The 17,445-nt window shown below is 72.4% G+C and carries 25 protein-coding genes; 9 read left to right on the top strand and 16 right to left on the bottom strand.

The window, feature by feature from the left end; genetic code table 11:
• Positions 1-9: 9 nt before the first annotated feature.
• From QSK32_RS42460 to QSK32_RS42450, 3 genes are read right to left on the bottom strand one after another with little or no spacing between them, the layout of a single operon-like run.
• Positions 10-459 carry a hypothetical protein gene (locus tag QSK32_RS42460; RefSeq protein ID WP_285475175.1) on the bottom strand — a complete coding sequence of 150 codons (450 nt, stop codon included), beginning with the start codon at positions 457-459 and terminating at the stop codon, positions 10-12.
• Positions 456-857 (bottom strand): hypothetical protein, encoded by a 402-nt coding sequence (locus QSK32_RS42455; protein ID WP_285475174.1) that lies wholly within the window; start codon positions 855-857, stop codon positions 456-458. The genes QSK32_RS42460 and QSK32_RS42455 overlap by 4 nt, the downstream gene beginning before the upstream one ends.
• Positions 854-1,624, bottom strand: a complete 771-nt coding sequence (locus QSK32_RS42450; RefSeq protein WP_285475173.1) for a hypothetical protein — start codon at positions 1,622-1,624, stop codon at positions 854-856. Before QSK32_RS42450 ends, QSK32_RS42455 begins: the two co-directional genes overlap by 4 nt.
• A gap of 320 nt (positions 1,625-1,944) precedes the next feature.
• On the opposite strand from QSK32_RS42450, the gene QSK32_RS42445 reads away from it, so the two are divergent.
• The 7 genes from QSK32_RS42445 (at position 1,945) to QSK32_RS42415 (ending at position 4,938) form a co-directional block, all read left to right on the top strand.
• A complete protein-coding gene (locus QSK32_RS42445) occupies positions 1,945-2,472 on the top strand; it encodes a hypothetical protein (RefSeq protein ID WP_285475172.1) in 528 nt (175 codons plus the stop codon).
• A gap of 3 nt (positions 2,473-2,475) precedes the next feature.
• Positions 2,476-2,910 carry a hypothetical protein gene (locus tag QSK32_RS42440; RefSeq protein WP_285475171.1) on the top strand — a complete coding sequence of 145 codons (435 nt, stop codon included), beginning with the start codon at positions 2,476-2,478 and terminating at the stop codon, positions 2,908-2,910.
• On the top strand, positions 2,891-3,238 hold the full coding sequence (locus QSK32_RS42435) for a hypothetical protein (protein WP_285475170.1): 348 nt from the start codon (positions 2,891-2,893) through the stop codon (positions 3,236-3,238). The genes QSK32_RS42440 and QSK32_RS42435 overlap by 20 nt, the downstream gene beginning before the upstream one ends.
• Before the next feature lie 45 nt (positions 3,239-3,283).
• Complete coding sequence (locus tag QSK32_RS42430) at positions 3,284-3,670, top strand: hypothetical protein (protein ID WP_285475169.1); 387 nt, start codon at positions 3,284-3,286, stop codon at positions 3,668-3,670.
• A complete protein-coding gene (locus tag QSK32_RS42425) occupies positions 3,667-3,804 on the top strand; it encodes a hypothetical protein (RefSeq protein WP_285475168.1) in 138 nt (45 codons plus the stop codon). The genes QSK32_RS42430 and QSK32_RS42425 overlap by 4 nt, the downstream gene beginning before the upstream one ends.
• 60 nt (positions 3,805-3,864) lie before the next feature.
• Positions 3,865-4,167: a hypothetical protein gene (locus tag QSK32_RS42420; RefSeq protein ID WP_285475167.1), complete on the top strand. Its 303-nt coding sequence runs from the start codon at positions 3,865-3,867 to the stop codon at positions 4,165-4,167.
• 231 nt (positions 4,168-4,398) lie between these two features.
• Entirely contained in the window at positions 4,399-4,938 is a 540-nt protein-coding gene (locus QSK32_RS42415; RefSeq protein WP_285475166.1) for a C40 family peptidase, read from the top strand.
• A gap of 123 nt (positions 4,939-5,061) precedes the next feature.
• Here the strand turns inward: QSK32_RS42415 and QSK32_RS42410 are convergent, their stop codons facing one another.
• The 4 genes from QSK32_RS42410 to QSK32_RS42395 form a co-directional block, all read right to left on the bottom strand.
• Positions 5,062-5,271 carry a hypothetical protein gene (locus tag QSK32_RS42410; RefSeq protein ID WP_285475165.1) on the bottom strand — a complete coding sequence of 70 codons (210 nt, stop codon included), beginning with the start codon at positions 5,269-5,271 and terminating at the stop codon, positions 5,062-5,064.
• Complete coding sequence (locus QSK32_RS42405) at positions 5,268-5,453, bottom strand: hypothetical protein (protein WP_285475164.1); 186 nt, start codon at positions 5,451-5,453, stop codon at positions 5,268-5,270. Before QSK32_RS42405 ends, QSK32_RS42410 begins: the two co-directional genes overlap by 4 nt.
• A gap of 99 nt (positions 5,454-5,552) precedes the next feature.
• A complete protein-coding gene (locus QSK32_RS42400) occupies positions 5,553-6,716 on the bottom strand; it encodes a helix-turn-helix domain-containing protein (RefSeq protein ID WP_285475163.1) in 1,164 nt (387 codons plus the stop codon).
• A gap of 148 nt (positions 6,717-6,864) precedes the next feature.
• A complete protein-coding gene (locus QSK32_RS42395; RefSeq protein WP_285475162.1) occupies positions 6,865-7,128 on the bottom strand; it encodes a hypothetical protein in 264 nt (87 codons plus the stop codon).
• 257 nt (positions 7,129-7,385) lie between these two features.
• Between QSK32_RS42395 and QSK32_RS42390 the strand changes: the two genes are divergently transcribed.
• Complete coding sequence (locus tag QSK32_RS42390) at positions 7,386-7,808, top strand: hypothetical protein (RefSeq protein ID WP_285475161.1); 423 nt, start codon at positions 7,386-7,388, stop codon at positions 7,806-7,808.
• 91 nt (positions 7,809-7,899) lie between these two features.
• A complete protein-coding gene (locus QSK32_RS42385; RefSeq protein ID WP_285475160.1) occupies positions 7,900-8,238 on the top strand; it encodes a hypothetical protein in 339 nt (112 codons plus the stop codon).
• Positions 8,239-8,274: 36 nt separating this feature from the next.
• On the opposite strand, the gene QSK32_RS42380 is transcribed toward QSK32_RS42385, so the two are convergent.
• From QSK32_RS42380 to QSK32_RS42340, 9 genes are all read right to left on the bottom strand, one after another.
• Positions 8,275-8,712 (bottom strand): hypothetical protein, encoded by a 438-nt coding sequence (locus tag QSK32_RS42380; RefSeq protein WP_285475159.1) that lies wholly within the window; start codon positions 8,710-8,712, stop codon positions 8,275-8,277.
• Positions 8,713-8,916: 204 nt separating this feature from the next.
• On the bottom strand, positions 8,917-9,828 hold the full coding sequence (locus QSK32_RS42375; RefSeq protein WP_285475158.1) for a JmjC domain-containing protein: 912 nt from the start codon (positions 9,826-9,828) through the stop codon (positions 8,917-8,919).
• 18 nt (positions 9,829-9,846) lie between these two features.
• The gene (locus QSK32_RS42370; protein WP_285475157.1) at positions 9,847-10,296 is read right to left on the bottom strand and encodes a hypothetical protein; all 450 of its coding nucleotides are present in this window, start codon (positions 10,294-10,296) and stop codon (positions 9,847-9,849) included.
• A 77-nt stretch (positions 10,297-10,373) separates the two neighbouring features.
• On the bottom strand, positions 10,374-10,619 hold the full coding sequence (locus QSK32_RS42365) for a DUF397 domain-containing protein (RefSeq protein WP_285475156.1): 246 nt from the start codon (positions 10,617-10,619) through the stop codon (positions 10,374-10,376).
• Between the two features lie 276 nt (positions 10,620-10,895).
• Entirely contained in the window at positions 10,896-11,603 is a 708-nt protein-coding gene (locus QSK32_RS42360) for an RNA polymerase sigma factor (protein ID WP_285475155.1), read from the bottom strand.
• A gap of 294 nt (positions 11,604-11,897) precedes the next feature.
• Entirely contained in the window at positions 11,898-12,668 is a 771-nt protein-coding gene (locus tag QSK32_RS42355) for a hypothetical protein (RefSeq protein ID WP_285475154.1), read from the bottom strand.
• A complete protein-coding gene (locus tag QSK32_RS42350; RefSeq protein ID WP_285475153.1) occupies positions 12,665-15,139 on the bottom strand; it encodes an FtsK/SpoIIIE domain-containing protein in 2,475 nt (824 codons plus the stop codon). The genes QSK32_RS42355 and QSK32_RS42350 overlap by 4 nt, the downstream gene beginning before the upstream one ends.
• 2 nt (positions 15,140-15,141) lie before the next feature.
• A complete protein-coding gene (locus QSK32_RS42345) occupies positions 15,142-16,494 on the bottom strand; it encodes a hypothetical protein (protein ID WP_285475152.1) in 1,353 nt (450 codons plus the stop codon).
• 305 nt (positions 16,495-16,799) lie between these two features.
• Positions 16,800-17,445: hypothetical protein (locus tag QSK32_RS42340; RefSeq protein ID WP_285475151.1), on the bottom strand; the 646-nt coding region annotated here is incomplete at its 5' end.

The following is a 17,445-nucleotide window of genomic DNA, read 5'->3' as shown; positions in this document are numbered from 1 at the left end:
ACCGGCGGCTCAGTGGCGGCGCAGTTCCCACCACCGGTGGCCGGAACCGCTGACGCCGACGAGGCCGGTGCGCTGCCAGCCCTTCGCCGCGTGCAGGGCGATGGGCTGGGCAAACAGGTATGTCACCGCAGGCAGCTTGTACGCCAGGATCACGTCGTGGTGCCGGCCGTGGAAGGCGGCCTCGTACAGCCCGCAGCCGCGGTGGGCCCGGACCTCGTAGTTGGAGTGGCATTTGATCACCCCGTCGTCTTGGACGCGGGCGGCGCACCACGCCGCAGGGGTGCCGTCCTCGAGGACGGTGACCGTCCAGTGGGTGCCGGGTACGTCCAGTTCGCCGGGGCGGCTCTCTGCGTCCGCCCACATGGCCGTGACGAGAGCCCGATCGGCGCGGATCGCGGCGAGCAGGTCGGTGTATCGCTGCTCACCGTGCCGCAGCGTCACGGTCGTCTCCCAGGTCATCGAGGGTTGTCGCCGTTCGGGTCTGGCTGGATGTCCACGATGATGTGCGTGGGGTCGGCCGGGTCCTCGTGCCAGCTCACCCGGGCCGGGTTGACCAGTACGCCGTCGCGGACCAGGTCGTCGACGACCTGCAGAGCGCGGGCCTCCGGGCCGCCTGCGATGTCGGTGGCCAGGTCCTCCAGTTCGCCGGCCTGCTCCGGCGTGACGCCGTCGGATATCAGCGGTGCGGCCTCGGCGGGCAGGTAGCCGGCGTCGGCCCACCGTGCGGCGTCGGCTGCGGTGAGGGTGATCCCGGAGTTCTGCAGATGTTCGGCGAGGCGCGCCCAGTCCCCGGCGATCCGGTAGTCGGTGAGCTGGCTGGCCTTCGCCCGGTACTCCTTGACGAACTCGATCTTCATTCGCCGGCCCCTTCCTTGACGATGCGATCGACCTGGGTGTGCGAAACGTCGGCCAGGCCGGCGATCTGGCGCAGGCTGTCCGACCCCCAGCCGTGTACGCGGCGGATCAAGGTGTCCCGCTGGGTCCTCGCCTCGTCGAACGCGGCGGCGGCGTCCTCGAGATCCTCGCGGATCTCGGCACGCGCGGCCTCGCGCAGCTGTTCCAGGCAGTCGTCGAAGCCGGTCGGGACGACCGGGCCCTGCATCGAGGTCCGGGCTTCCTTCTCCAGGTCGGTCACCAGCTGTGCGAGCTCGGCGTCGCTGAGGTCGGCGGTGACGTCCAGGTCGGCGTTGGCGAAGTAGTCGGCGGCTTCCAGCTCCGTGATCACGTAGGCGTCGTCGTCGTACCCGGCGATCAGGGCGGTCAGCTCGTCCTCGGCGGCGTCCGCGTCGTCGTCGAGGCGGCCGACGTGGTTGTGGCCGTCCCATGCGATCGTGGAGCCTCGCAGGATCCGTTCGGCCAGTGGGGCGGCTTCGTCGAGCAGGCGGTTGGCGGCGGCCGCGGTGAGGGCCGGCATGTCGTACCGGCGTACGCGGTCGCAGAAGACGGACTCCGGGACGGCGCGGCTACTGATCGGTTCGCCGTCGTAGGCGCAGGTCATCTCGCCGTCTTCCAGGTCGAGGATCAGGTGGACCGGCTGGGGGTCGGACTCGCTGGCGTAGTGGCCGAACAGCTGGGTGGGGTCGTTCTCGTTGAGCTTCGTGATAGTGAGGGTGGTCGCGGTCATGGGTGGCGCCTCCAAACATCCGATCCGATGCCTGTAACTTTATGTGACAGCGGTCAGCCTGTCAAACTTTGTTACACGCGATCGTGCTGAGCCGTTCGGCTGACCGCTTTCGAGGTTCGATCACCAGCCGGGCCGGGTACACCGCCCAGGCAGCCCCCTAGACTGCGGGGCGTACTCGCAAGGCGCGCGGAAGCCGAGCGGGCGGCCGGACGGGCATCGCGGCCCCGTCGACGGGCTGACCTGGCTTGAGGTGTGCGTCTCGGCCCCGGGACCGGGGTCTGCTGCGAGGGACGCCGGCCCGGCCCGGGGAGACGTCCACAGTGTTCGAGCTGCCGTCGAGGGAACCACTGCAGCCGGGCACGGCCCGGGACAGCCGGTCCGCGGGGGTGAGCGCGCTGGCCGAGGGCGCGGTCCGGCTGTACCGGGTGGTCCGGGCCCGTGCCCGCGGGTCGGAGACGCTGTGGGAGGCCCTGGCCGGGGTGGTGACGCTGCTGGTGGCGTCGACGGCGATCGGGATGCTGGCCTACGGCGACAGCGTGTACGCCGGGCCGTCGTACGAGGCGCTGCGCCGGATGCCGGGCGGGATGCGGACCTACGGGGCCGGGCTGCTCGCTCTGGCCGGGATTCTGATCTACGGGTTCGGGCAGCAGCAGCTCGGCCAGCGGCGCCTGTTGCGGATCGGTCTGGCGCTGACGGCGGCCTGGTACATGGCGTGGCTGGTCGCCCTGGCCGCGACGTACGTCCTCGAGGGGCACCTGTGGTCGTGGTCGGCGCTGACGGCGAACGCGGCGATCGCGGCGGTGGCGAATCTGGTGGCCCGGCATGTGCCGCCGGACCGGCGGCGGTGACCGGTGGCGCATCCCTCTGTCGCCCAGGCCCTGGTGGTGCTGGGCGGTGAACGACTGTTCGCGGTGGCTGCGGTGGCCGCTGCCGCGGCGGATTCGACGTCGCTGACGCTGATCGGCACGGTGGTCGTCGCGGCGCTCGCTCTGGCCGGCGCCATCTTCACCGCGTCGTCGGCGCTCAGGCAGTCGACGCAGAACAACCGGATCGCCGCGGACCGGCTGCACCACGACCGTGATGCGGTGTACGACGCCCGCCTCGAGGCCGAGGCGACCCGGTTGCGCGGGGAACGGGACGTGCTGGCCGACCGGTGCACGAAGCTGCTCGAGGACAACCTCGCGCTGAAAGAGACCGTCTCCCGGATGCGGCTCGCGCTGCTGGCCCACGGCCTGGACCCGGACGACATCGTGAAGGGTGGCGGCCATGCTGCCGGACCGGCCTGACCAGGACGACGCGGATATCGCGACGGTGGATCTGGACCTGAGCAGGGTGACGATCGTGGACCGGATCGCGGCGCGCCGGCTGACCGCGGCGCTCGCGGTGGCGTCGGTGGCGGTGGTCGTCGTGGCGACGGCGATCGCGCTGGTGTGCGCGTACTCGCGGATCGCGGTCCTCGAGGACGACCTGCGGCAGCGCCGGTCGTACCGCGACAGCCAGCACGAGCAGCTGCGGGAGGCGTTCTGTGTGCTGGCTGACGGCAAGAACGAGGCGCGGGTGGTGGAGCTGCAGCGGTGGTACGCGTGCCCGGCCGATCCGGGCACGCGGAATTGAAGTTTCGCCCGGGTGCGCGGTTGGTGGCCCGGGGTTTTCGCGGGGGTGGAGACGATCGTGGTGGAGGCGGGTGTGGTGGCCGGGGTGCTGGCCGCCGCGGGGATGGGCGGGGCGCCGGACGCGGTGTCGCAGGAGCTGGCGATGTGGTCGGCGCTGGCCGGCTGGTTCACGCCCCTGGTCGTGGCGGTGATCCAGCAGCGTCGGTGGGCGCCGGAGGTGAGGGTCGCGGCGACGATCGCCGTGTGCGTGTGCGTGGCCGCGGTGACGTGTGTGCTGGAGGGGACGCTGACGGCGGACCGGTGGGTGTCGTCGGCGCTGACGGTGGCCACCCTCGCGGTGGTGACCTACCAGACGGTGTGGAAGAAGGTCGCGGACCGGGTGGAGGGTGCGACGTCGCCGGGCCGGCACCGTGCGCCGGAGGGCGGGCGGTGATCACTCGGTTGGGGGCGGCCGTTCGGGCCGTGTGGGGTTGGTACGAGCGGCGGCGGGTGGCGGTCTTCCTGGTGGTCTGTGTGGTCCTGATGGTCGCAGGTGTGGTCTGGGGGCGCCTCGCCGTGGGCGAGTGACGGTGCGGGCGCGTACCGTCACGACAAATGTCGTCGATGAATCGCGCAAGGAGACCTAGCGTGGATACCGCAGTGCTCGGACGGCCGGACGTTCCGATCCTCGACGTGGAGCGCCTGGAACGGCGTCTGCAGGTGCGGGCGGACCAGCGTGGTGCGTTCCTCGACCGGGCGCGCCTGCGGTTCCCGCGGGCTGCTCCGGCCGACGCCGGGCTGGTGCTGGCGCTCGGGGTCCCGTGTGACTTCTGCCTGCACCTGGTGTTCACCGACGGCGAGGACGGCCACCGGCTGATCGGGTTCGTCCCGGGATCGGCGTCGGGGGAGAGCCGGCACTGGGCGCAGGGCCTGGGCGCGTCCTGCGGCTGAGGCGCTGCGCCACCCGGGTGGGGTATTGACCCGCGCCGCTCCGAAGATCAACGGGTTGGGGCGGGGGACACCTATCGACGCCCGGGTTCCCCCGGCGCCGGCCCGGATTCGCAGACGGGCCGTCGGCCAGCGCGGTACCCGGGGCCAGGCTGGTCCCGGGGCGGCGCCGGCAGGGGGATGCGCGTGAGTGCCCCGGGCCGAACAGAGGATCCTCCGCTGTCCGGTTTCCTTGTGCGTGCGCTGCTCGGCGGCGCCGCTGTGGTGATGAGCGTGGTGGTACCCGCTGAGCAGGCGGGAGCGGTGGCCGTGGCCGGTGCGCGGCCGGTGGTGGCGGGTGTGGTGATGCCCGCCGGGATGCGGGCGCAGGGCCGGGTCCGCGCCCAGGCGGCCGGGTACGCGGCCGGCGCACAGGCTGCGGCCGGGGTGCAGCGGAAACGGTCGAAGATCGTGGCGTACGCCAGGTCGAAGGTCGGCTCTGCCTACCGGCGCGGAGCGACCGGGCCGAAGGCGTTCGACTGTTCCGGGCTGACGAAGAAGGCGTACGCCAAGGCGGGGATCACGTTGCCGCACTCGTCGTACCAGCAGGCGGCGAAGGCGAAACGGATCCCGCGGTCGCAGGCGCGGCCCGGGGACCTGGTCGTCGGGCCCGGGCACGTGGGGATCTACATGGGCAGCGGGAAGATGATCGACGCGGGGAACCCGCGGGTCGGCGTCCGGCACCGCAAGATGTATCGCGGGCTGCACGTCGAGCGGCTGCCCGCGCTCGGCTGAAGTTCTGGCCGGGGCGTTTCCTCGAGGAGACGCCCGGCGACGAAGACGCCCTCGGGCGCCTGCCCCGGCGTAGACCAGGGGGATACCAGGTGCCCGAGGGTGTCTTCGTGTCCGTGGGGCGGGTCAGCCGGGTGGGTCGGTGTCGCCGTCGGACGGGGAGAGTTCGTGCAGTGCCCACAGGTAGGCCGGGCAGGTGCGGTCGGCGGGGCATCCGGTGTCGCAGGGCTGGCCGCGGTCGTGGATGGTCATCAGGCCGCGGGCGGCGATGGGGAGCAGAGCGGGCGGCAGGGTGTCCAGGGCGCGGGGCTCCTGATGTTCGCCGGGGCCGGTCACAGGAGCTGCTCGCCGTGCCGGGGCCCGTCGAGGACGGGCTGGCTGGGGGCCCGGCCCTCGAGGGCGAGTTTCTCGAGGATGTCCGGGATGGCGTCAGCGGGTAGGTGCTGGTCGGCTGCGGGTGGCGCTGGTGGGGTGCGGTTCCAGGGCCAGCGTCGGGGCCGGTTGATGTTGGTTTCCACTGCGGGAGCCTCCGCTTATGTCGGGTGAGGACAGCGCTGGGCTGCTTGATGTGTCCCGACGGTAGGAGCGCGGTGGGCTGCGGTGATAACTAGCGGATATCAGTCGTTGAGGAGTTGGCGCTGGTTCGTGGCGACGGCTGCGGAGCGCATCTGTGTGGACAGTGCGTTGCGTTTGGTGCGGCGGATGATCACGCCGATGGTGTCGGAGACGGTGGGCCGTAGGCGGAACCATTGTGGGCCGATCGCTTCGGAGCGCAGGAACGTGGCGATGGCTTCCTGGTCTTTGCCGATCTGGGCGAGGGCGGTGGCGACGTCGGCGTAGAACGGGGCCTGTCTGTTGGCGACGGGGATGAGGGTGGGGTCGACGCGGCGGGCGGCGTCGAGGGCTTGGCGGGGTTCGCGGAGCTCGAGGCGGATGCCGGTCTCCCAGAATCCGACGTTGGTGGGGCCGAACGCGAATTTGGCGTGGCCGAGGCCGGTGGGTTCGCCGAGGGAGTCGGCTGCTTGGCGGGCTTCGGTGAGGTGGTCGACGGCGAGGGGGCGTTTCCCGTCGATCGCGGAGCGCAGGGCGGCGTAGAGGTGGAGCATGCCGTAGGCCTGGCGTACGCGCGGGTCGCCGGTGTGGGGCTGGATCTCGTCGGCGATGCGTTTGGCCAGGGCGGTGGGGGCGTCGGGCATCTCCATCGGCATGGCGTGGACGCGGATGTACTCGCCGATGCCGATCCAGGCGGGGTCGCCGAGTTCGCGGGCTTCGGCGACGGCCAGGCGGGCGGAGGCCATGGCGAGGTCTGGGTGGCCGAGGTGTTTTAGGGTGTAGCCGACGAAGTAGCTGGCCTGCACGAAGTCGGCGCCGTTTAAGCCGAGGATGAGGTTGGGGATCAGGGGGGCGGCGGTGGCGAAGTCGTAGGCGCCGCCGGCGGCGATGAGGCGGTCGAGGGTGGGGTCTGGGGTGCCGCGGTCGCCGAGTTCGCGGCGTAGGAGGGCTTCGCGGATGGCGGGGATGTGGGCGGCGGCGGTGGTGCGGGCCGGGTCGGCGGGGGTGCCGGGCTGGGCGGTGAGGTCGGCGACGGAGATCTCCAGGGCATTGGCGAGTTTCGCTTCGAGGGCGCGGGAGTCGACGCCTTTGATGCCGCGTTCGATGTAGGAGAGGTAAGGCTGGCTGATCCCGGCGAGGCCGGCCAGGGCGCGTTGGCTCCTGCCTCGGCGTTTGCGCCAGTAGACGACGTTCTGGCCGATGTAGCGGGCGTGCGGGTCGGTCGGCATCGGGTACTCCCCTGGTAGAGGTCAGGGTTCGGGTGGCCGGCCTCTACTCCGGCCACCCGCTGTCGACGGTACCCGCGGGTGGCGGGTGTGGCTGGTGCGTGACACGGAAGGGCCCCCGCCCCGGGCTCCGGGGCGGGGCCGGGATGTGTCAGGCGGCTCGGAGCTGGTCGGCGGGCGGGCGGGGCGACGGGATAACCGGGGTCTCGGGCAGCGCCGCGCGCAGGACGGCGAGGAAGTGGCGCTTGGCGGCGGCGAAGGTGGGGAGGCGCCGGGCGTTGACGTCGGCGGCGATGTCGGCGGCGAAGTGCGGGCCGGGGTCGGGGAGCCCGGCGTGGATGGCGTGGGCGCGGATGAGGGTGGCGCTGAGGTGGGCGGCGCGGCCGGCCGGGGCGGGCTGGGTAGCGGGGCGCATGGGTTCTCCTCGTGGGTTGAGACGAGCGGGCATTTCGGGCGCTGCCCCCACAGGCTATTCGGCCGATCTAAAATGGCGCAACACATGCGGGTGGAATGCCCCTACCCGGATGCTTTTCGGCCGGGAACAGTCACGGCATGTCCTGTTGCGCCGTTTTAGACCGGCACATAGCCTGGACCCGGCCGCCGCGGTGAGCATTCCCGCCCGGCCCGCGCCCTGCCTCAGCACCCCCACCCCGCCTCCTCGAGGGAGCCCTCATGCGAATCTTCGCCGCCCTGCCCGCTTCCGCCCGCCGTGCCGCCGGCTACACGGCCCTGGCTGTCACGATGACCGCGGTCGCGGTCGTGGTGTGCATGGCCGGGACGATCGTCGCGACCTGGTATGCGCCCACGCCGGCGGTGGCCATGCTGTTCGGCGCTCCGGCCGGGGCGCTGCTGGGGATGGCCCTGGTCGTGCCCGGGTACCTGGTCGGGCACCGGGACGGCCGGCGCGAGAGCTCGCGCGGGCAGCGGACGCCCCGGGCCGAGGAGCGGCTGGACGTCCTGCTCGCCCGGGCCCAGCAGGACGACCTGTTCAGTGAGGCGGTGCGGGCCGGGCGGGCGCGGCACCGTAACGCGGCGCCGCTGGCCGGCAAGCGCCTGGTCCGCCAGGCCGTCCCGCACCGGCACGCTCGTGTCTAGTCGGGGTCGTTGCACGTCGTCCTGGCCCGTCTCCTCGAGGAGAGGGGCCCGTCTGTTTTCCGGCCCGGTGCCGGTGCGAGGGGAGGCCCCGGTGCTGGTGCACCCTGCCGGCGCGCAGAGCGCCGCCCAGCAGATCGTCCAGCTGGTCCAGGCGCTGACGCCGGGCTGGCGTGAGGAGGCCGACGAGACGTCCTGGCGGACGGAGAACCCCGAGCCCGACAGCATGTACACCCAGTGGCTGATCGTGGCGACCGGCCAGCTGCACCCGTGGAATCCGTTCCACGGGCGGCCCGGGCCGCTGGTCGTGGCGTTCGCCGACGGGGTGGAGACGCGGATCCAGCTGCCGGGCGTGGTCGACGGCGGGGACCTGGCGGCGGTGGTCGAGGCGCTGCAGGCGCTCGGCGCGCTCCCGTCCGCGCTGGCGGGGTAGCTGCTCGCTGCGGCCCTGCGGGGGTGTGCGTGTCCGTCAGGCGGCGGCGGGGAACAGGTTGGGGAACTCGGCCGGGTCCAGGGGCCCGCCGGCGTCGAGTGCGGCCAGCAGGCGGCGCCGGTAGTTCGGCGGGGTGACGGGCAGCTGGCGGCGCTCGTGGGCGAGGCGGGTGTGGAAGGCGCGCAGTTCGGCGAGGCGGGCGGCGTCCTCGAGGGCGGCCTGGGCGGGTGGGCGCAGGGCGAGGGCGGCGGAGGCCGCGGCGGGGTCGCCGGTGGTGGCGGCGTCGGCGAGGGCGCGGCGCAGGGCGGGCAGGCAGCGGCGGCAGATGGTGGTCAGGTCGGTGGTGGCGTCGGCGCGCTGGCGGGTTGCCGTGTGGGTGCGGCCGGTGCCGGCGCCGCAGTGGGCGAGTCCGCGGATGTCGTAGTGGGTGCGGGCGCCGCTGCGGGTGGTGACCTTGCCGGTGTGGATGTGCATGAGGGCTGCGAGCCTCCGGGGTGCGGGTCTGTCTCTGACGCGGCGGGTTGTCCAGGCCCGGCCACACCCCGAACTGTATTTGACCGAACTAAAATGGCGCAACACTGCTGGGTGTCCCGTTAGAGGGAAGCTCGATTCCCGTGTGCCGGAGACGACGGCGGCCGGGCACCCTCAGGTACCCGGCCGCCGACGTGGGATGTGGTTTCAGACGTCGCCGTAGGGGGTGTCGTCCAGCGCCGTGCGGTACAGGTCCCCGGCGATCTGGGTGGCGTCCAGGTCTTCCAGGTACCGGATCAGCGCGCGGCGGGTGGCGTCGACGTGGCCGGCCAGCGCAGCGGGTTGCAGGTCCCCGGCAGAGAGCGCCACGCGGAAGGCGTCCTGACCGATGGTGTCGGCGGCGAGGCGACGGGCGATCCACCAGGGAGTACGTTCCTGAATCATCACGGTCAGGTGCACCGATTCGGTGGGGGAACCCAGGGAATGCGGGTTGTGGACCCAGCCGCGGGGCAGCAGCAGGACGTCGCCGGGGCTCAGGTCGATGATCTGATCGGGGCCGGCGTCCGCGTATTCAGCGCCCCATCGGGGTTGCCAGACGTGGCGGGTGTTCTGCCATTCGTCCAGGGGATCGGTGACGCGGGGTGCCCAGAGTTCCCACCGTTTGGTGCCGGCGAGCTGGACGGCGACGGCCAGGGACTGGTCCCAGTGCCATTGCAGGCCCTGCTGCCCGGCGGGGGTGGTGAACGCGGAGGCGTAGGCGGGGCAGGCCAGGTGTTGCTGGATGGCGTGGGTCAGAACAGTGGCGGGCGGGTACCACTGTTCGAGGTGACGCATGTGGATGGTGCATCCGGCATCGCGCAGGCGGCGGAGCCGGGCGGGGTCGAGGCGGCCGTCGCGGGTGGTGTACGCGTCGGGGTGGACGGCGGACGACGCGTTGATCACGTTGACGCGGGTGGCGGGCATGCATCCGGTGGTGAGGTAGCCGCGGAGGGTCGCGGCGTCGATCAGGTCGTGGAAACGTGCGTCGTCGGGCAGGCGGTGGGTGGAGGGCTTGTCGGGCCATGGTGTTGCGGTGAGCGTGGCGGCGGTCTGGGGGCCGAAGACGCTGTCGAGGTCCATCCGTTCCTCCTGCTGGTGTCAAGGGCTGGGTTTCAGGGGGCAGGGGATCTGGGTCAGATGGCGGTGGGGACAGCAGATGGCGCTGTATACGGCGATGCCGCCACCGGTGTAGTAGTGCCACCAGGCGTCGGCGCCGCCGAGCAGGCCCGCGCGGGAGTGGTCCAGGCGGGCGTCGAGGTCGAGGTAGGAGTCCAGGGGTGTCGGTGGGTGGGCGGCGTACTGCTTGGTGAGCCAGGCGAGGACGTCGTCGACGTCGGTCCAGGTCTGGTCGGCGGTGGTCTGGGTGCGGCGGAGCAGCCAGTGGCCGGTCTGCATCGGGGGCAGGGAGTTTCCCAGGAACGTGCCGGTGGCCGGGTCCATCGGCGTCAGGGCGGGTCCGGGACGGCGCTGGTGCTCCTGGGCGCGCAGGGTATCGGCACTTCCTGTCCACGGGCCGTAGCCGTGCCAGTGCAGCGGGGTTTCTGCCATGCCTTCGCTTCTTTCTGGTAGAAAGCGGGCCGGCGCAGGTGCGCCGGCCCGCCCGATGATGCCGGTGTGGCCTCTTGTCAGAGGGTCAGGCCACGCCGTGTCGCCCAGCCGAGGGCCAGGGCGTCCATCTCGTCGGCGTCGAAGCGCAGCGTGGGGCTGGCGTCGCCGAGCTTGCTGTCGCCGAGGATGACGCCGGCCTGGCCGGGCAGGTCCCCGAGGGTGGCGCAGGACTCGCCGCCTCCGCCGCCGATGTTGCCGCCGCACATCCTGGTCATGGCGACGTCGTCGGCGGGGAGCTGGTACAGATCCGGGTTCAGCGGCATGGCGATCTCCTTTGCGTACGCGCTACGGGGAGTGGTCCCCGCGCCGGGGCGCCTGCCAGGGTGAGGCCCCGGCGAGATGCCTTGCCTTCACCCTGGCACAGCATTTGACCGATCTAAATAGGCGTTACATGATCCCTCGTGATTCGGCATCAACTGCGGCCGGCCTGCGGCGGAGGCGCGGGCCGGCCCGTTGCCCGGGGTGTACACAGACCGGCCCGCCACCCGTTCTGGGGATGGCGGGCCGGCGGGTCCGCGACCGTGCGACCTGGCGACTGGTCAGGCAGCGGACCTCCACGGGGCACCCGTGGCGAGCGCGGCGAGAGCCCCGTCCCGGCGCAGGCGCTGGATGCCCCGCAGGCAGAGGCCTTTGACTGCTCCCGTGGTGGTCTTGAGGCGCCGGGAGGTCTCCTCGATGCTGAGGCCCTGCATGTGCCGCATCACGATCGGGTTGCGCTGTTCGTCCGTCAGCAGGGCGAGCGCCACCCGGGCGATGACGACCGCATGGCGGGCGGTGTCGTCGGCGAGGACCTGTCCCGCCGTCTCGTCGGTGGTGTCGCGGGCACGTCGCGGCAGGGCGCGAGGGCGGTCCTCGGGCGCCTCGTTTCTCTGGTAGTCGGCGACGAGGAGTTCGCGGCGGGCGGGGTTGCACCGGTGGAAGGTGGCGACCTTGTTGCGGGTGATGGTGATCAGCCAGGCCATGGGGCTCGCGGTGGCGCGGGTGAGCGTGCCGATCGCGCCGAGAGCGCACACGTAGACGTCGTGGACCAGGTCCTCGACGGCTTCCCGCGGGTAGGCGAGCATGCGGTTGCGGACGTGGCGGGTGATGACGGGCCTGGTCAGCGAGTAGAGCTCGCCGAACGCGGCCGGGTCGCCGGCCTGGTGGGCGGCGACGAGGTCCCAGAGACGGCCGGCGAAGGCGGCGTCGCCGGTGAAGTCGCGGCGGCCGGCCTGTTCGGGACGGAACGCGGGAGCGATCGGTGGCACGGCGTCGAGCCCCTCTCCACGAGGTGGGTGATACGGGCGCTGCTGATCAGACGCTAATACGTGCCACTTAATCGCGCAATCTCAACACACGTCATTTTCTGTCGGCCGATTGCCGTGCCGGATCGGGCGGTGAGATCTATAGATGCAACGGCCGGGAGACGCGTCGATGGCGGGCCGCGCCGTGTCGGGTACCTGGTTGACAGCTCAAGCATGTCCGGATAGTCCTGGACCCGCTGGCCAGGCCAGGATTCGCATCGACCGCACAGACGGGCGTCCGGCCCCGCCGGGGGACGGTCACCGCGGGGTGAGGCGGTCCGCGATCCGGCGGCGCTGGGCGCTGGTCGGCTGTTCGCCGCGGATGGCCAGGTGCAGGATCCGGGTGGCGAGCTGGACGGCGGCGGCGAGGCCGGTGCCGGTGGCGAGGGCGTGGCCGGTGGTGCCGGGTCCGTCCCAGCACCACCAGGTGAGCAGGATGGTGAGCAGGATCCAGCGGGTGGTGAGCAGGAGTGCCTGGCGGCGCCAGTCGGCGATGTGGCGGGGCAGGATGCGGCGGGTGCGGTGGACGGCGCCGGGGTTGCGGGAGCGCTCGTTCCACTGCTTGTTGTAGCGGGGGCATTCGGCGACGATGCGCTGCGCCTCGTACGTCTCGGCCTCGGTCTTCGTGGGGAAGACGGCGTGGGGGTCGATCTCGAAGATGTGGATCTCGCGTCGCCAGTGTTTGGTCGCGAGGTGTTCGGCGGCGCGGACAATCCCGGCGCGGCTGGTGATGCCGAGGTAGGCCAGCCAGCAACGGCCGCCGAGCACGAAGGCCAGGACGTGTTGCCAGACGCGGATCCACCAGCGTCCGTCGACGGGCTGGCGGCTCCAGGCGCGGTAGAGCAGGTAGCCGTGTTCGGGCTCTTCGGGCATCGGCCGACCGGGGCCGTCGGTGGTGTAGATCGGCCCGTCCGGCAGAGGCGGGCCGTCCGGTGGGCGGTAGGGGTCGGGCCGGGGCGGCGCCGGGGTGGTGGGCTGGTCGGGTGCGGTACGGATACCGGACCCGACCAGCGGCTGGGGCTGGGTCACGCGAACGGGTCGTCCGGGTTGCCCATCTTCGGGCCGGGCAGATAGGGGCCGCGGGTCTGGGGCTGGATGACGACGCCGGTGACCAGCCAGTTACGCAGCCAGCCGGTGATGGTGGTCCGGTCCGTGGGGTAGCTCTCCTCGCGCATGATGCGCTCGACGTCGAGGGCGGAGACGCCGCCGGTGCCGGCGTTGGCGACGACGATCTGGCGGACGCGGCGTTTCGGGGAGACGTGGTCGGGACCGGTCTTGGCAGCGGGCGGGGCCGGAGGCGGTGTGGTGTCGGTGGGTGAGGTGGCCGGGCCGGTGGTGCGGGGGTCGGTGTCGGGGGAGGCGTCGAACAGGGCGTTGAGGGCTTCGACTTCGGGGTCGACCTGTCGGGGGCCGTACTGCTGCTCGACGTCGCGGGCACGTTGTTCGCCGTCGGCGACGGCTGACTGGAGGTCGGAGATGATGTCGTCGAGGCCGTTCATGGCCTGGCCGAATTCGCCGAAGGCGGCGGTGACGTCGCCGGCGGGGTCGTTGCTGGAGTGCACGGGTCCTCCTCGGGTGGGTCCGGCGGGCGGGGGCGTCCCCGGGCCGGGGCCGGGCGTGGTCGCGCCGGCCGTGGTGGTGGTCTTGGCGAACATCAGCTTGTAGGTCTCGGTGTGCGGGTCGGACCAGATGTTGTCGAAAGTGACGGTCTCGAATCCGTCGGGGCCGCGCAAGCGCAGTGTCACACTGTCGCCACGGGCGAGTGACGGCTCGTCGAGGTCGGGGCGCAGCGGGGCGAGCTGGACCGAGGCGCGGTCGATGAAGGACGGCTCGACGCGGTAGCCCTTGATCCGGTCGGGAAAGTAAGGGCCGTTCATGACCAGGCCGGAGCCTTTCCAGGGCATGCTCTTGGGGTCGAACCGGCCGGAGCGCCATTGGCGGTCGAACAGGTATTGCAGGCTGCTCTCGTCCATCATGCGCATGCCGATCCGGATCCGGGCCTGCTCGATGATGCCGAGCGGGATGTGGGTCTGGACGGCCTGCAGGGCGCAGGCGACGAGGCGGACGCCGCCGCCGCGGCCGGTTTCGGCGAGGGTCTGGATGTCGTCGCGGACGTCGTCGGGCAGGGTGGCGAACTCGTCGACGACCAGCATGATCAGCGGCGGGCCGGCGGGGAGGCCGGAGGAGACCGGCACGTAGTCCTTGCCCTTGGCGAACATCAGGTCGGAGTAGTCGGCCTTGCGCCCGCGGCTGATCTCCAGCAGGGAGGCGACCAGCGCTCGCGCCTGCAGTTCGGTGACCGCGACTTTGGCGAAGACGGGCCGGTCGGCGCGGCCTTCGTGGTGGGCGCGCTGGAACGGGCGGAAGGCGCCGCCGTTGCCGGTGAGGTCGATGCCGCAGAGCAGGACGTCTGTGCAGCGGGCGAGGCCGAGGGTGATGACAGACAGCTGGTTGGACTTGCCCGAGTCGGTGTTGCCGACCATGACCCAGGTCTCGAACCGGGCGGGGGCGGTGATCTCCTTGCGGTCGGAGGCGACGCCGAGAGCGATCGGGTCGGCGATCGAACGCGGCGACAGGTCATCGGGGTACGGGACGTCTTCCTTGAGGGCGCTCTGGGTGGTGACCTTGATGACGAAGTCCCGGCGGCCCATCCCGTCGGTGGGGTGCGGCATGACCTCGACGCCGCAGCCCTCGGGCAGCCCGCCGTCGCCTTCCGGGGCCGCGGCGGCGAGCTGCTCCTCGTAGCCCTTGATGTCGCCGAGCAGGGTGCCGTCGGCGGGCAGCTGGCAGTCGAGGGTGAACCCGTACGCCGGAGTCCAGATGTCGACGGCTTTGACGGTCACCGTGGTGCCGGTGATGGTCTTGATGAACGGCGCCCAGCGGAAGGCGATCGCCTCCTGCTCGTTGACGGGCAGGCGGGCCTGCTCGACGGCGTCCGCGCCGTCGGCCTTTCGTTGGGCGGCTTCGGCGAGTTGCTGGGCGGCGGCGAGTTCCGCGGCGCGGCGGCGTTGTTCGGCGCGTTCCATGGTCCAGCCGATCATGGCGACGCTGGCGGTGCCGACGGCCAAGCCGAGGACCGGTTCGCCGGCCCACGGTGTGCCCGGCGAGGAGAACGCGGAGAGTAGCCGGAAGCCGGGGCCGAACGGGTCCCATGGGCCGATGACCAGGCCGGCGTCGGGGCCGAAGGGCCGCCAGGGGCCGAACCCGAACCTGATGCCCTGGAAGCCGGACAGTGTCCACGCGGACCAGATTCCGGCGGTGAGCCAGCAGATGGCGCGGAACCGCAGGACGCCGGGGGGTTGGCCGTAGTGGTGGGCGACGAGGATCCCGGCGACGGCGAACACGACGCCGAGGGTCAGCCCCCACAGTGAGGACAGGTCCCAGACGTGGGCGAACGCGGACAGGACCCACATGGCGCCGCCCGCGAGGACGGCGCCGACGGCGGGGCCGGTGCCGGGGCCGAGGCTCCAGTCCAGGCGCCGTTCCTTGTGGTCGGCCATGGTCACTGGCCGCCGCTGCCGGTGTAGCCCTGGTTGGCGCGGTGGTCCCACATCGCGTGGCGGGGGTCGTTGAGCTCGGCGATCCGCTGTTCGGACACCTTGATCGCCAGCGGGACGATCGCCGCGGCGGCGGCGTTCAGTTTCTCCTGGGCCTTCTGCAGGGCGGTCATCGCGGCGCTCACCCGCGGGTCGAGCGGGGTCTTGGCCGCGGTGGCGTCGGCGAGGAATTTCCACAGTTTCGCGGACTCGGTCATGAGTTCGGGCAGCCGGGAGAAGTCCTGGTGGAGCATCGGCATGACGCCGGGCGGAGGGGTGTAGCCCTTCGCGGTCTGCTGGGCGGCGATGACGGCTTCGATGAGCTGTTTCATGGTGGCCATGGCGGGGTCCTTGTCTGCAGGTCGGGCAGCAGCGGGGCGCTGCTTCGGTGGTGCGGTTTTCATGCGGGGAGGCGGGGCTGGGGTGGGCGGGGGTTTCGGGCCGCCCTGGCCGCGGACGCCGTCGCCGACGGCGGGCGGGCGGGGGCCGGTGGTCTTGTCAGGCGGGACTTTGTCGGGGATCGGGTGCCGGCCGGTCTTGGAGTTCTTGCCCTTCTTGGTCCCGCCGGTGCCGCCCGTCTTGGGGTCGGCCTTGCCGCCTGCGGTACCCCCGGCGCCGGGCTTCGCGGCCCGGCCGCCGACAACTCCGGTGCCGGGACCGGGGCCTCGCCCGGGGATCGGGTGCGGGCCGGTCGCAGCCGACGGGCCACCGGCTCCTGGGCTTCGGCGGCGCAGCAGCGACGACAGCAGGCCGCCTCCGCGTCCGGCACGGTGCCGCCCGTCGCCCGACCCGGCGGGGCCTTCGCCGCCGGCCGGGCGGCGGCCGAGCAGTGAGCCGAGCCGGCCGAGGAGACCGCCGCCGGTCCGGCCCGCGGCGCCGAGCCCGCGCCCACCGGCTCCGGTGCGCCCGCCCCCGGTCCCGGTGCCCGCGCGGCCGATGGGGCCGAGCCCGAGCCCGGTGCCGCCCGGGCCGAAGACGCTGCCGGTCTGCTGGCGGTTGCGGCGCATCTTGCGGCCGGTCATCACCGCGGCGCCACCGGCGGCGAGGGCGGCTGCGGCGGCCAGGCCGGCGGGTCCGCCGAATTCCAGGGCGGTGGCGGTGACCGCGCCGGCGGCTTCGGCGGCTCCGGCTGCGACGGGGCGCAGCGGGACGACCGGGCGGGTGTACGGGCGGTCGTGCGGGTCGGGGCGGGGCGTGACCGGGCGGACCGGCCGGACGGGGCGTACGGGGGCGGGATCGGCCGGCGGCGTGTAGCCGGGCGGCGGCGCGGGCGCCGCGGCCGGGGTGGCCGGGGCGGTGCCGTCGTCGGTGCTGGTCACGCGGTCCTCCGGGGCGGGGTTCGGGCGGGGCTGTTGTTGTTGTGGTTGTTGTTGTGGTCGTCTCGGCCCGGGGTCTCCGCGCGTTTTCGCTGGTGGGAGGGGGTGTGGTGGGCCGCAACAACAACGACAACAACAACCACAACAACGGGGATTCAGGTGGGCTGGTGGGGGTGTTTTCGTGGCCGCAGGCGAAGGGGGGCGGGCTGTGGCCGGGTGGGTGTGGGCTGGTCGCTGGTGCGGGTCGGGTTCATCGGAGGCTCCCAGGCGGGTCAGGCGGGTCAGGCGGGTCAGGCGGGTCAGGCGGGTCAGGCGGTTCGGGCCTCGTGGGTCGGCTGGCTCGTGAAGCAGCCGGCGTGGGTCGGTTCGGTGCAGTCGGCGATGTGCTGGTTCGCCGCTTCGGCGAGGCGCTGTGCCCGACCCGACAGGCCGGCCCGGGTCACGCGCTTCGCTTCGCGGGCCGTCCAGTGGGTCGGGTCGGGTCGGGTCGCGAACATCTGCGCCAGGGCCGACCCGTCGTCCTGGTTCACGGGTCGGGTCGGGGTGGGTGAACCGGCTGAACCGCCGCGGCCGGGTCGGATCGGGCGTACGTTGCCCTGAACCAGTGCCTCGCGCAGGTCGGCGTTCTCGTCGGCCAGGTCGGCCGACCTGACCCGCTCGTCCTGGAGCAGCTGGGTGAACCGTTCGATGGTCTCGCCCGCGTCGGTTCGGGTCTGCTGGGCCGCGGCTTCCGCAGCGGTTCGGGCGGTTCGCTCGGCCTTGAGCTGCTGTTCGGCGAGCTGGCGGTTCACCTCGGCGGTTCGGGCCGCCTCGGTGAACCGTTGGGTCTGGCGGTTCAGTTCCTGGTCCAGTTCGGTGACCCGCTGGGTCTGGCGGGTCAGGTCGCGGTTCGCTTCGGTGAACCGTTGGGTCTGGCGGTTCAGGTCGCGGGTCAGGGTGGTGACCCGTCCGGTC

The sequence above is a fragment of the Actinoplanes sp. NBRC 101535 genome, assembly GCF_030269225.1.
In the GTDB taxonomy this organism is placed as follows: domain Bacteria; phylum Actinomycetota; class Actinomycetes; order Mycobacteriales; family Micromonosporaceae; genus Actinoplanes; species Actinoplanes rectilineatus.
Note: the sequence above shows the minus strand (reverse complement) of the source record. Positions and strands in the feature narration are given on the sequence as shown.